We start from the raw sequence: 12,652 nt of genomic DNA, 5'->3' as shown, positions 1-12,652 counted from the left end.
ATGACGATCGCGACATCCGTCACCGTCGTCATCGCGGACGACCACGAGCTCTTCAGGGACGGTCTGCGGGCAATGCTCATCGCCTCCGGGCGGGTGCGGGTGGTCGGCGAGGCCGCGACGCACGACGAGGCGTACGAGCAGGCGATCGCGACGAGACCAGATGTACTGCTGCTCGATGTCGAAATGCCTGGGATTCCAATATTGTCGACGATCAGCCGGGTCCGAGCTGAGGCCCCGAACACGCGGATCCTCGTCGTCACGATGCACCGCGACCGGATTCTCGCGAATCACCTGCTGGCGGCCGGCGCCGCCGGGTTCGTGTCGAAGTCGGCTCCGGCGAGCGAGCTCGTCGAAGCGATCCATTCAGCGATCGGGGCGCACGACGGTCGTGGCCGACCGGAGCTCGTCGCATCGATCCTGTCGCTGCGCGAGAAGGAGGTGATGGCGTTGATCGCCGAGGGTCTGTCCAACGATGAGATCGGTCGGGCGCTGTCGATCTCGGTCGGCACAGTCAAACGCCACAACACCAACATCTTCGCCAAGCTCGGAGCGACGTCGCGCACCGGCGCCGTGCGGAACGCGACACGGCTCGGCGAGATCGAAGCGCCGCGCGCATGAGCGAGCGGCCTGGAGGGGTCGCGCGCGGAGGGCCACCGGGGCGTGTTCGCGGCGGAATCCGCCAGCACAGCAGTGAGACGCACGAGAATGCCCCGAAGGTCGTATCGCCACCCACACCGGCTGCGACATACGTTGCCTGTACTCCCTTCTGGCACCTGATCTGAGATGAGGCGACGTGAACCATCACGACCCCCGAGTTCCCGACGAGGATCGGCCGCGCGTGGACCCGGCGGACATCTCTGTGCCGCTCACGTCGATCGACATCACCGCGTACCTGCCATCGGCGGAAAGCGAACCGACCGCGTGAGCGTGGCGAGCGAGGCAGAACCTGACGGATGGAGGCATCCCGTCTGGGCGAGTGTTGCGACGCTCGTACTCTCGGTGCTCGCGTTACCGGCCTTCGGGCTCGCCGCCTTCATGTTGAGCACCAGCCTGAGGAACTACGATTCGAGCGGCCAGGGCGGGCCGTTCCGTTCCTGCGGTCCAGAATCCACCGAGTGCACCGGCGGGAACCCACTGGGCGCGCTGCTCTCGGGACTGGTGATCGCGGCCCTGCTGGTGGGAATCGCCTTCGCCGGTCAGGCGATCGGTCGCCACTCGTCCAAGTCGTTCGGTCGCATCGCGATGGGCGGACTGGGTGCCGTGACCGTCGTGGTCGCATTCATCGTCACCTGGACGATCGTGGTCGGCCCGGTCGGCCCGGTCGGCCCGGTCGGGTGACAACGAGTCTCTGCTCCAGAGATCTCCTGCACCGGCCGACGACGTTCACGGTCATCGCGACCGCTGTAGCGTTCGCAAGCGCGCGGGCCGAGGCATCCGGCATCGCTTAGAATCGAAGGCACCATGGCTACCTTCGGAAACCTGTCTGACCGCCTCGCCGAGACCTTCAAGAGTCTCCGCACCAAGGGCAAGCTTTCGGCGTCCGACGTCGACGGCACCGTTCGTGAGATCCGTCGCGCGCTGCTCGACGCCGACGTCGCCCTCGACGTCGTCAAGCAGTTCACCGCGCATGTGCGCGAGCGCGCGCTGGGCGACGAGGTCAACAAGGCGCTGAACCCGGCGCAGCAGGTCGTGCAGATCGTCAACGACGAGCTCATCGCGATCCTCGGCGGCGAGCAGCGGCGCCTGCAGTTCGCGAAGAACCCGCCGACGGTCATCATGCTGGCCGGCCTCCAGGGCGCCGGTAAGACGACGCTCGCCGGCAAGCTCGCGAAGTGGCTCGTGAAAGACGGGCACACCCCGCTCCTCGTCGCGGCCGACCTCCAGCGCCCGAACGCCGTGAACCAGCTGCAGGTCGTCGGTGCGCAGGCCGGTGTGCCGGTCTACGCCCCCGAGCCGGGCAACGGCACCGGCGACCCGGTCAAGGTCGCGAGAGACGCCGTGAAGCAAGCCGAGCGAGCCCAGCACGACGTCGTCATCATCGACACCGCCGGCCGGCTCGGCGTCGACGCCGAGCTCATGAAGCAGGCGTCGAACATCCGCAACGCGACGAACCCCGACGAGGTGCTCTTCGTCATCGACGCCATGATCGGCCAAGACGCGGTCACGACCGCGAAGGCCTTCCAAGAGGGCGTCGACTTCACGGGCGTCGTGCTCACCAAGCTCGACGGCGACGCGCGAGGCGGCGCGGCGCTCAGCGTGGCATCCATCACCGGTCGCCCCATCATCTTCGCCTCCACGGGTGAAGGGCTCGACGACTTCGAGCCCTTCCACCCCGACCGCATGGCGAGCCGCATCCTCGACCTCGGTGACATCCTCACCCTCATCGAGCAGGCGCAGTCGGCCTTCGACGAAGACGAGGCGATGAAGGTCGCCGAGAAGTTCGCGACCGACCAGTTCACCCTCAACGACTTCCTCGGGCAGATGCAGCAGCTGCGCGGCGCCGGCTCGATCAAGAAGATGCTCGGCATGCTGCCGGGTGCGGGCGGCATGAAGCAGCAGCTCGAGAACTTCGACGAGCGCGAGATCGTGCGCACCGAGGCGATCATCCAGTCGATGACGCCCGCCGAGCGAACGAACACGAAGCTCCTGAACGGATCGCGGCGGGTCCGCATCGCGAAGGGCTCCGGCATGACCGTCACCGACGTGAATCAACTCGTCTCCCGCTTCGAACAGGCGGCGAAGATGATGAAGACGGTGGCTCGTGGCGGAATGCCGCAGATCCCCGGCATGGGGCCGATCCCCGGTGGCGGCGGCCACGGCGGCGGCAAGCGACAGGCGGGCAAGGGCAAGAAGTCCACTTCGTCGCGCTCGGGCAACCCGGCCAAGCGCGCTGCAGAGAACGCGGCGATCGCGTCAGGGGCGACGCCGAGCGAGTCGACCGCACCTGCGGGCTCGGGCTTCGGCCTGGGCGGTGGCGGGGCGAAGGCCGCACCGAGCGAGGAAGAGCTCGCGGCCCTGCAGAAGATGCTGCGCCGCTAGCGTCGGCTCGCCCGTCAGATCCTGGATGGGGCTGGTCGATCTCGTCCTCCGCCGATTCCTTCCGGGTGTCCTAACCGAACCGACGTGGGGCGAGAACCCGTCGCCGTCGAGCGGGTGCTGTCCGACGATGGGCCGGCCGCACCGGTAGGTCCCATGCCCGGCGGCGAGATCCAAGGAGGGCCATGGTCCAGGAGAAGCTCTTCCCCGAGCGGCAGCGCTGCAGGAAGTGCGCGCAGAAGCTCGGCGGACCCGGGGTTCCGGTCTACCAGGGGCTGTACTGCACGCCTCGGTGCGCAGGAATGGCAGAGCTGGTGCTCGATGCTGCGAACGCGCCCCGCGAGTGCAAGACCGAGCGGGGCGGACGGTGGGAGTTCAAGCGCCGGTATCGGAGCGAGATCGAGATTCCGGGCAAGCTCCGTGAGGACCCGTCGACGAGTTGGTACACCTGCCAGCACTGCGGCCACCTCCACATCGGCCACAGTCGCATCGACCTCGCGACCGAGACGCATCGCGTCCTCGGCGACCGGGCGGCGCTCGCGGACTTCCTCGTCAAGAGCCGCGGTAATGCGACGCACAAGCAGGTCGCCGAGGTCGCGAAGATCCGTCCGATCCGGCTCAAGGAGCTCGAGGATCCCAACTCCGAGAAGGTCGACCTGAGCGCGTTCTTCGCAGTGCTCGCGGTCTACCGGATCAAGCTCGCAGCCGTGCTCCGCGAGGATCGGTCGACGCGCTCACCCGGCTGATGGCTGCTAGCTGCTACTCTCCGGGTTCCTACCGAGCGTCGTGACGCACCGTTCCCGAGAGCTCTTCGAGGGCTGGCCCGTCGACGACCGTCGCGCCGGTCGCGACCGAGAGCGGGTCGGTCGAGAGCCACTGCGCGACCGATTCCGGGTCGAGCGGATGCCGCGACGCCACGATGATCGTGTTGCCGGGCGCCACCCGCCTGAGCACGGCCTCGGAGCCGATCACGAGTACGTCGGGCAGGAGTTCGAGCACCGCGGCGAGGGTGTCGCCCGTCACCTGCGGCTCGGCGCCGTTCAGGCAGTTGACGATGAGCACGCCGCCCGGTGACAGGAGCGAGACGAGCTCGGTGAAGAACTCGATCGTCGTGACGTGGCGCGGCACGGCGCCACCTGAGAAGACGTCGACGAGCACGAGGTCCCACTGGTCGTCGCCGTCGCCCGTGAGTCGCTGCACCTCGGCGCGGGCATCGCCGATCGCGAGTTCGATCGGTGCGTCGGGGGGCAGCGGCACGTGCTGCGTGACGAACTCGAGCAGCTCGGGATACAGCTCGACGACGCGCTGACGGCTCGACGGGTGCAGGGCGTGCACGTAGCGGGGGAGCGTGAGGGCTCCCGCGCCGAGGTGCAGCACCGACGGCGACTCGCCCGGAAGCGTCGCGAGCACGGCGGCGATGCGGCGCACGTACGGAAGTTGCAGGTCGCGGGGGTCGTCGGGGTTCACGTGCGATTGCGTGACGTCGTCGATGACGAGCGAGTAGCCGCCGTTCGAGCCGCGGTCGGGCTGGAGCTCGGCCCTGAACGCGGCGGTCTCGAGTGTCGGCGACGTGTCCATCCCTCGACCCTAGGCGATCCGGTCGCGCAGACCCGCGGGTCGCTCACCGAGCGGTCAGTGAACGGTTCGGCGACCGCGATACAGTGATTCGGCGGCAAACGCGCGAGACGACTTGGAGCACTGAAGATGACGATCGGCACCCCCGACTACCGCGACGGCGGCCTCGAATTCGGTGATGACTTCCTCTTCGGTTCGGCCACTGCCTCGTACCAGATCGAGGGTGCGGTGCACGAAGACGGCCGAGGCCCGTCGATCTGGGACACCTTCAGCCACACCCCGGGCAAGGTGTGGAACGGCGACACCGGCGACACCGCGTGCGATCACTACCACCGCCTCGACGAAGACCTCGACCTCATGGCCCGGCTTGGTCTCGAGGCGTACCGGTTCTCGATCGCCTGGCCGCGCATCCAGCCGACCGGGCGGGGCGCAGCCAACGAGGCCGGGCTCGCGTTCTACGAGCGTCTCGTCGACGGGCTCATCGCCCGCGGCATCCGGCCCATTGCGACGCTCTACCACTGGGATCTGCCGCAGGCGCTCGAAGACGAGGGCGGCTGGACGAACCGCGAGACGGCGTTCGCCTTCGCCGACTACGCGCGCCTCGTCGGCGAGCGGCTCGGCGACCGCGTCGCAGTGTGGACGACGCTCAACGAGCCGTGGTGCAGCGCGTACCTCGGCTACGGCTCCGGCGCTCACGCCCCAGGGCTCATGGACGGCGCGAAGGCGCTCGCCGCGGTGCACCACCTGAATCTCGCGCACGGGCTTGCGGTCGCCGCCCTGCGCGAGGTCGTGACCAACGACCCGGGCTACTCGATCACCCTGAATCTGCACGTGATCAGACCCTCTGGCGAGGGCGGTGCCGAAGCGGCTCGGCGCATCGACGGGCTCGCGAACCGCGTCTTCCTCGGGCCGTTGCTCGGCGATGGCTACCCGGCCGACGTGATCGCCGATACGGCGGCCGTCACCGACTGGTCGTTCCTGCTGCCGGGCGACACCGAGCTGATCGCCCAGCCGATCGACCTGCTCGGCGTGAACTACTACTCGACCGTGACCGTCGACATGTGGGACGGCGTCTCGTCACGCTCCAACGCCGACGGCCACAAAGACATGGGCGGCACGCCGTGGCCGGGTTCCGAGCATGTCGAGTTCCTCGAGCAGCCGGGGCCGTACACGGCGATGGGGTGGAACATCGACCCCTCGGGCCTCGAAGACCTGCTCGTCTCGCTGAGCGAGCGCTACCCCGATCTCCCGCTCATGGTCACCGAGAACGGGGCAGCGTTCGACGACGTGCTCGTGCAGGAGCCCGACGGCCCCGCCGTGCACGACGTCGACCGCATCGACTACTTGCGCCGCCACTTCACGGCCGCGCACCGGGCGATCGAGCGCGGCGTCGACCTGCGCGGCTATCAGGTGTGGTCGCTCATGGACAACTTCGAGTGGGGCTACGGCTACTCCAAGCGATTCGGCATCGTGCGGGTCGACTACGACTCGTTCGAGCGCGTGCTGAAAGACAGTGCGCTCTGGTACGCCGAGCTGATCCGCACGAGGCGCATCCCGGGGTAGCGGGTGGTGGGTCGCGCAACCGGCAGGTTCAGGGCCCAGCGGATGCCGCAGGCAGCCCGCTCTCGATACCGTCGCGCAATTCGCGGGCGAGGTGTGCCACCACAGCCCTGAGGTCGCCGCCGGCGGCCTCGGCGACACGCAGCTGGCGGGCGTAGCTCGCTCCTGAGTCGAGCATGCCGCGCACACCCTGCAGCTCGACAGCGCAGCCGAGGCGCTCCGCGATCGGCACGAGCGTCGTGATGAGTGCACGAAGGTCGTCGGCGACGGGGCGCTCGGTGCCCGCGACATCCGTGATCACCTCGGCCGCGAGCCCGTATCGCGCCGCCCGCCACTTGTTCTCGCGCACGTACCAGGGCTGCAGCACCGTCAGTGTGCCGCCCTCGTCGAGCGTCGTGCTCATCCACTCGACGAGGCACTGCACGAGCGCACCGATCGCGGCGATCTCGGCTGCCGTCGAGAGGCCGTCGCAGACCCGCACCTCGACCGTGCCCCATTTCGGCGAGGGGCGGATGTCCCAGCGCACCTCGCTGTGATCCTCGATGACGCCCGTGCGAACGAGGTCGTCGACGTAGCGCTCGTAAGCCGGCCAATCGGCGAGGGGATAGGGGAGTCCTGCCGTCGGGAGCTGCTGGAACATGAGGGCACGGTTCGAGGCGTACCCGGTATCGACGCCGGCCCAGAACGGGCTCGACGCCGAGAGCGCCTGCAGGTGGGGGAGGTAGGCGAGCAGGCCGTCGAGGATCGGCAGCGCCTTGTCGCGCTCCTCGATGCCGACGTGCACGTGCACGCCCCAGATCATCATGTTGCGGCCCCACCAACGGGTGCGTTCGATGAGCTTGTGGTACCTCGGCTTGTCGGTGAGGTGCTGGTCGTACCACTGGCTGAACGGATGGGAGCCCGCGCAGACCAGCTCGTAGTCGCCGAGGCCGTCGATGACGCCGCGCACCTCGTCGAGCTGGGTCTCGAGGTCGGCGACGGCGTCGGCGACCCGCGCGTGCGGGCCGCTCACGAGCTCGACGGTGTTCGTGAGGAGCTCCGAGGTGATGAACGGATGTGCCGGGCCCTCGCTCGACGAGTCGAGCACCTCGAGCACCCGGTCGGCGACCGAGGCGAGTTCACCGGTGACCCGATCGACGATCGCGATCTCCCACTCGAGGCCCACGCTCGACCGCGGCGAGTCCGCGAATGCGATGTCCATGTGAGCGCCCCCGTTCCTGCGGCGCGTGCGCCGGCGTGGAGACATCATGACATGATGGCCGCGGTCGGTGAGGTCGCCGCGTCATCCGATGTCGCAGGCGATGGTGCAATCGATGACGCCGACATCCGGGCGATTACCGTTGCGACGTGAGATCTGCAAGAATGGTCAGTCGAGTTCTGTATCGTCCGACCCTCTATCCGACGCGCAGAACCTATTGAGCTTCCGCCGAGTGTGCACCCCACGCTCACGGCTGTCAGTTCGCCAACTCACAACATTTCAGGAGAATTGTGGCTGTCAAGATCCGTCTCAAGCGCCTCGGCAAGATCCGTGCGCCGTACTACCGCATCGTCGTCGCCGACTCGCGCACCAAGCGCGATGGTCGTGTGATCGAGGAGATCGGCAAGTACCACCCCACCCAGAACCCCTCGTTCATCGAGGTCGACTCGGACCGCGCGCAGTACTGGCTCTCCGTCGGCGCCCAGCCGACCGAGCAGGTCGCCGCGATCCTCAAGCTCACGGGCGACTGGGGCAAGTTCAAGGGCGACAAGAATGCCGTCTCGACCGTTCAGGTCGCCGAGCCGAAGGCCGCCTTCGTCGCCGACGAGAAGAAGAAGCCGGTGCTGAAGCCCAAGGCCGACAAGCCCGCGCCGAAGGTCGAAGAGGCTCCCGCCGAAACCGCGACGGACGAGGCGTAAACCTTGCTCCAGTCCGCGCTCGAACACCTCGTCAAAGGGATCGTCGATCACCCTGACGAGGTCAAGGTCGTTTCCGCGTCGAGCGCACGCGGCGAGGTCCTCGAGGTTCATGTGAACCCCGAGGACCTCGGTCGCGTGATCGGTCGCGCCGGCCGCACCGCGAAGGCGCTGCGCACCCTCGTCACCGCGCTCGCCGATGGTCGACGCGTTCGCGTCGACGTCGTCGACACCGACGACTGACGTGGCCGACACCGCAGGCACGCAGCTTCGGGTCGGTCGCCTGCTGAAGGCGCACGGCCTCAAAGGCGCCATCAAGGTCGAGCTCTACACCGACGACCCCGACCGGCGCTTCGTGCCGGGGGCGGAGTTCTCGCTGCAGGTGCCCGACACGTCGCCGTGGCACGGCAAGAACCTCACGCTCCGTGAACTCCGCTGGTACAACGGGCATGCGGTCGGGTTCTTCGACGGCGTCGACGACCGCACCGCAGCCGAGGGCCTCGCTAAGGCGATCCTCTGGGTCACGCACGTCGAAGAAGAGGCGCCCGAAGACGACGCCTGGTACGACCACCAGCTCATCGGCCTCGCGGTGATCCGTGACGGCGAACATGTCGGCGAGGTCGCACATGTCGACCACTTCCCCGCGCAAGACCTGCTCATCGTCAAGACGCCGGGCGGCGAGGTCATGGTGCCGTTCGTGTCCGCGATCGTGCCCGAAGTCGACCTCGCGTCCGGCACACTGACGGTGACGCCGCCTCCCGGACTCTTCGAGGAGGTGGCTGAGGTCGAGGTGGCCGAGGTCGAGGTGGCCGAGGTCGAGGTGGCCGAGACGGCCGAGGTCGCATCCGAGTCGCCGGTCGAAGCTGCCGAAGCGGATGCCGCGGCACCCGCCGAGGCCGACCGCGACGAGTAATCGGCCGATGCGCGTCGACATCGTCACGATCTTCCCCGAGTTCTTCTCGGTGCTCGATCTGTCACTCCTCGGCAAGGCCCGCCAGTCCGGACTCCTCGAGGTGACGGCGCACGACCTCCGCGACGCCACGCACGACCGGCACCGCACGGTGGACGACACCCCCTACGGCGGCGGGGCGGGCATGGTCATGAAGCCCGAGCCATGGGGTGAAGCGCTCGACGGCATCGTGGGCACCGGGACATCCGATGCCCTGCTCATCGTGCCGTCGCCCGCAGGCGAGCCCTTCACCCAGCAGATCGCCCGTGAGCTCGCCGCTGAAGAGCACCTCGTGTTCGCCTGCGGTCGCTACGAGGGCATCGACCAGCGCGTGGTCGACCACTACGAGACGCGTATGCGTGTACGACTCATCAGCCTCGGCGACTACGTGCTGAACGGCGGCGAGGTCGCCGTCATGGCCATGATCGAGGCCGCCGCACGCCTCGTGCCCGGGGTCGTCGGCAACCCCGAGAGCCTCGTCGAAGAGTCCCACGAAGACGGCCTGCTCGAGTATCCGAGCTACACCAAGCCCGCCGCGTGGCGCGGACTCGAGGTGCCGCCGGTGCTGCTTTCGGGCAACCACGGGGCGATCGCCGCGTGGCGCCGTGAGCAGCAGCTGGAGCGCACCCGGCGCGTTCGACCCGAACTGCTCGGCGAGTAGCCGGCCCGCGCCGCACCCAGATCTCGGGGCGTGAGCCGTTCTTCACCTGCCGGAAACACGCGGGTGCGGTGCGCGAAACACGCTCTGCCTAGCGTCGAACCGGCGGGTGAGACCGGATTCCGCCGGAAAGCGCGGGTCTGCAGATGGTCGGGTCCAGAGGTGCCGGCACCTCGGCGGAAGACATCGTGGCGCATCCGCTCCGCCTCGTCGCAGTCACGCACGGAGCGCCGTCGAGCGCGAACCGCGAGGCGGTGATCCGCCTCGTCGACGGTGTGGCTTCGGCCCGGCCCGACCTCGACGTGACGATCAGCTTCGTCGATGCGAGTCGGTCGGAGGTTACGGCCGCACTCGCTTCGGATGCCGAAGAGGATGCGATCATCGTGCCGCTCGTGCTCTCCGCCGGGTTCCACGTGCGCACCGGTCTCTCGCTCGGGCTGGAACATCTCGGCGGAGGCGCACGCCTGGCAGCGGAGCTCGGACCCGACGATCGGATCGTCGACGTGCTCGCGACGCGGCTCGACCCGCTGCTGGCCGAAGGCGATGCGGTACTGCTCGCCGCGGCCGGATCCAACGATCCGCGGGCCGTGAGGGAGTGCTTCGAGACCGCCCGTCGGCTCGGGCAACGCCTCGGCCGATCGGTGACGGTCGGATTCATCGCCGCTGGGATCCCGCGCCTGCCCGACGCGATCGAGATGGTGCGCGAGGTGCATCCCGGAGCGCGGGTCGTCGTCGGCACGTACCTTCTTGCGCCCGGAGCGTTCTACGACGCAGCGGCCGCGGCCGGCGCGGATGCCATCGCCGAGCCGCTGCTGCTTCCCGACGAAGCCGCGCCCGGTACCCTCGTCGAACTCGTGCTCGAGCGATACGGCGATGTCGACGTGGCTCGCCTGGAGCGGGCGTGACGGCCGTGACGCGTGCATCGGGCGTGACGCGTGCATCGGCCGTGACGAGTGCTGTACCGGTCGTCGCGCACGATGCGATCGTGCTTGCGGGTGGCCGCGGCTCGCGGCTCGGCGGCGTCGACAAGACGACGCTCACGATCGACGGGGTGAGCCTCGCCTCGCTCACGATTCGGGCTGCGGCTGGCGCCCGCGCGGTCGCCTACGTCTCGCATGCGGCCGCTCCGCGATGGGTCGACGCAGATCGGCGCATCCGGGTCGCCGCCGAAGAGCCGCGCTGGAGCGGTCCGGTCGCGGCGATCGCCGCCGGTCTCGATGGCCTCGCCGACGACCCGCAGCCGTTCACCGTCGTGCTCGCCGGTGATCTTGTCAATGCGGCGCCGGCCGTCGCCGCGCTGCTCGCCCGAGTGACGGACGCCCACGACGGCCTCGTCGGGGTCGACCCCGACGGCGTCAACCAACCACTGCTCGCCGTCTACCGCACATCCTCGCTCACGAGCGCCGTCAATGCCGCGATCGAGGCTGCGCGACGTGAGCCGCGCGGACGAGGGGCGTCGATGCGCGCGGTACTCGAACGGCTCGACGTGCGCGGGCTGGCGCTTCGCCGGACCTGGTGCGCCGACGTCGACACCCCGGCCGATGCCGCCCGACACGGCATCGTGTTGCCGATCGGGGAGGTGCGCCGTGTCCGCGTCGCGTGACGTCGAGAGTTGGTCTCGCGAGCTCGCTGCAGCGCTCGGTCTTGATTTCGAGCCCGACGTGGCCGCAGTGCTCGACCTGGCACGCATCGCCGCGCATGGCGTCGCGCGCCCGGCGGCTCCGTTGACGACCTTCATCGCGGGGTACGCGGTCGCTCGAGGCATCCCGCTCGCTGACATCGTCGCCGACGTCGAACGCCGCCTCGCCGGGGACGACGGGTGAGCGCAACCCGCTGGGACGAAGCGCGCCGTGTCGCCTGGATGGCCGGTGCCGCCCGGCCGCTCGCTGTCGAGGCGGTTCGCGTCGAACATGCCGACGGACGCCGGCTCGCCGCGGCGGTGCACGCCCTCGTCGACCTGCCGACCGCCGATGTCAGCGCGATGGACGGCTGGGCGGTGGCGGGCAACGGGCCGTGGCGGCTCGACGGCTCCGTCACGATGGGCGCGCCGCCGACTGAGCTCTTGCGTGCCGGCACCGCGCGAGTCATCACGACGGGGGCAGCCGTGCCCCCTGGAACGCTCGGCGTGCTGCGGGCCGAACACGGCGTGCCGCTCCCCGGCGATCCCGAGCTGCTGCGAACCGTCTCGCAACGACCGCTCGACGAGGGCCGGGACATCCGCCGGCGCGGCGAAGAATTGCGCAGGGGGGATCCCCTCGTCCGCGCGGGCGTGCTCCTGACGCCGCCGAAGCTGGCCCTCGCTGCGGCGGCGGGCCACGACACCCTCGAGGTGCTCGCGAAGCCGCGGGTCGACCTCGTCGTGACCGGTGACGAAGTGACGTCGGCCGGACTCCCGGCACCCGGAACCGTCCGCGACGCGTTCGGGCCGTCGTTGCCGGCGCTGTTCGATCGATTGGGGGCGGATGCTGCGACGCGACGCATCCCCGATCAGCTCGGGCCATTCATCGAAGTGCTCGCCGACGGTCGTCCCGATGTCTTCGTCACGACCGGCGGCACGGCCGGAGGCCGCGGCGACCTCCTGCGGCGCGCGATCGTCGCGGAGGGCGGCACCGTCGAGTTCGCCGGCGTCGCGATGCGCCCGGGTCATCCGGTGCTGTTCGCCCGTACGAGCGCGGGGGTGCCGGTGCTCGGCCTACCGGGCAATCCGCTCGCGACATTCACCTGCCTGCTCAGCTTCTTCCCGCCCTGGCTCGATGGGGCGTCGGGCCGCCCCCTGGCCGCGCTCGAGGAGGTCGCGGCTCCCGTGCCCCCGCGTCGCACCCGGGAGCGCCTGCTGACGCCGTTCGAGTGGCACGACGGCGTGCCGGAGCCGAGCCGCTGGCGTGGTTCGGCGATGCTGCGAGGACTCGCCGGCGCCGACGGCCTGCTCGTCTCCCCGATCGGCGAGGGCGCCGCACGGGTACTGCGGTTCCCGTGGTGAG

Annotated in this window: 15 protein-coding genes; 13 read left to right on the top strand and 2 right to left on the bottom strand. The window is 69.4% G+C overall.

Annotated features, from left to right (window positions below):
• From AC1C2R_RS18410 to AC1C2R_RS18395, 4 genes are all read left to right on the top strand, one after another.
• Positions 1-618: a response regulator transcription factor gene (locus tag AC1C2R_RS18410; RefSeq protein WP_495380859.1), complete on the top strand. Its 618-nt coding sequence runs from the start codon at positions 1-3 to the stop codon at positions 616-618.
• 309 nt (positions 619-927) lie between these two features.
• Entirely contained in the window at positions 928-1,338 is a 411-nt protein-coding gene (locus AC1C2R_RS18405) for a hypothetical protein (protein ID WP_495380858.1), read from the top strand.
• Between the two features lie 123 nt (positions 1,339-1,461).
• Positions 1,462-3,039 (top strand): signal recognition particle protein, encoded by a 1,578-nt coding sequence (ffh, locus tag AC1C2R_RS18400; RefSeq protein WP_495380857.1) that lies wholly within the window; start codon positions 1,462-1,464, stop codon positions 3,037-3,039.
• A 182-nt stretch (positions 3,040-3,221) separates the two neighbouring features.
• Positions 3,222-3,782: a hypothetical protein gene (locus AC1C2R_RS18395; protein ID WP_495380856.1), complete on the top strand. Its 561-nt coding sequence runs from the start codon at positions 3,222-3,224 to the stop codon at positions 3,780-3,782.
• 28 nt (positions 3,783-3,810) lie between these two features.
• Here AC1C2R_RS18395 and AC1C2R_RS18390 read toward each other — a convergent pair whose 3' ends face one another.
• A complete protein-coding gene (locus AC1C2R_RS18390) occupies positions 3,811-4,614 on the bottom strand; it encodes a spermidine synthase (RefSeq protein ID WP_495380855.1) in 804 nt (267 codons plus the stop codon).
• A 126-nt stretch (positions 4,615-4,740) separates the two neighbouring features.
• On the opposite strand from AC1C2R_RS18390, the gene AC1C2R_RS18385 reads away from it, so the two are divergent.
• Positions 4,741-6,174, top strand: coding sequence for a GH1 family beta-glucosidase (locus AC1C2R_RS18385; protein ID WP_495380854.1), 1,434 nt, complete (start codon positions 4,741-4,743; stop codon positions 6,172-6,174).
• A gap of 28 nt (positions 6,175-6,202) precedes the next feature.
• Here AC1C2R_RS18385 and AC1C2R_RS18380 read toward each other — a convergent pair whose 3' ends face one another.
• Positions 6,203-7,372 (bottom strand): glutamate--cysteine ligase, encoded by a 1,170-nt coding sequence (locus AC1C2R_RS18380; protein ID WP_495380853.1) that lies wholly within the window; start codon positions 7,370-7,372, stop codon positions 6,203-6,205.
• Positions 7,373-7,659: 287 nt separating this feature from the next.
• Here AC1C2R_RS18380 and rpsP point away from each other — a divergent pair, with 287 nt between their 5' ends.
• The 8 genes from rpsP to AC1C2R_RS18340 all read left to right on the top strand — a co-directional run bounded on the left by rpsP (position 7,660) and on the right by AC1C2R_RS18340 (position 12,651).
• A complete protein-coding gene (gene rpsP / locus AC1C2R_RS18375) occupies positions 7,660-8,067 on the top strand; it encodes a 30S ribosomal protein S16 (protein ID WP_495353655.1) in 408 nt (135 codons plus the stop codon).
• A gap of 3 nt (positions 8,068-8,070) precedes the next feature.
• Complete coding sequence (locus AC1C2R_RS18370) at positions 8,071-8,307, top strand: RNA-binding protein (protein ID WP_022891825.1); 237 nt, start codon at positions 8,071-8,073, stop codon at positions 8,305-8,307.
• Positions 8,264-8,977: a ribosome maturation factor RimM gene (rimM, locus tag AC1C2R_RS18365; RefSeq protein WP_495353656.1), complete on the top strand. Its 714-nt coding sequence runs from the start codon at positions 8,264-8,266 to the stop codon at positions 8,975-8,977. The genes AC1C2R_RS18370 and rimM overlap by 44 nt, the downstream gene beginning before the upstream one ends.
• Before the next feature lie 7 nt (positions 8,978-8,984).
• The gene (gene trmD, locus AC1C2R_RS18360; RefSeq protein ID WP_495380852.1) at positions 8,985-9,674 is read left to right on the top strand and encodes a tRNA (guanosine(37)-N1)-methyltransferase TrmD; all 690 of its coding nucleotides are present in this window, start codon (positions 8,985-8,987) and stop codon (positions 9,672-9,674) included.
• A gap of 143 nt (positions 9,675-9,817) precedes the next feature.
• Positions 9,818-10,576 (top strand): sirohydrochlorin chelatase, encoded by a 759-nt coding sequence (locus tag AC1C2R_RS18355; protein WP_495380851.1) that lies wholly within the window; start codon positions 9,818-9,820, stop codon positions 10,574-10,576.
• A complete protein-coding gene (locus AC1C2R_RS18350; RefSeq protein ID WP_495380850.1) occupies positions 10,573-11,274 on the top strand; it encodes an NTP transferase domain-containing protein in 702 nt (233 codons plus the stop codon). Before AC1C2R_RS18355 ends, AC1C2R_RS18350 begins: the two co-directional genes overlap by 4 nt.
• The gene (locus AC1C2R_RS18345; RefSeq protein ID WP_495353660.1) at positions 11,258-11,494 is read left to right on the top strand and encodes a DUF6457 domain-containing protein; all 237 of its coding nucleotides are present in this window, start codon (positions 11,258-11,260) and stop codon (positions 11,492-11,494) included. Before AC1C2R_RS18350 ends, AC1C2R_RS18345 begins: the two co-directional genes overlap by 17 nt.
• On the top strand, positions 11,491-12,651 hold the full coding sequence (locus AC1C2R_RS18340) for a molybdopterin-binding protein (protein WP_495380849.1): 1,161 nt from the start codon (positions 11,491-11,493) through the stop codon (positions 12,649-12,651). Before AC1C2R_RS18345 ends, AC1C2R_RS18340 begins: the two co-directional genes overlap by 4 nt.
• Position 12,652: the final 1 nt, after the last annotated feature.

This window comes from Agromyces sp. Y182 (assembly GCF_059445385.1).
The sequence above is the reverse complement of the archived record's forward strand: the minus strand, read 5'-3'. Positions and strand labels throughout refer to the sequence as shown.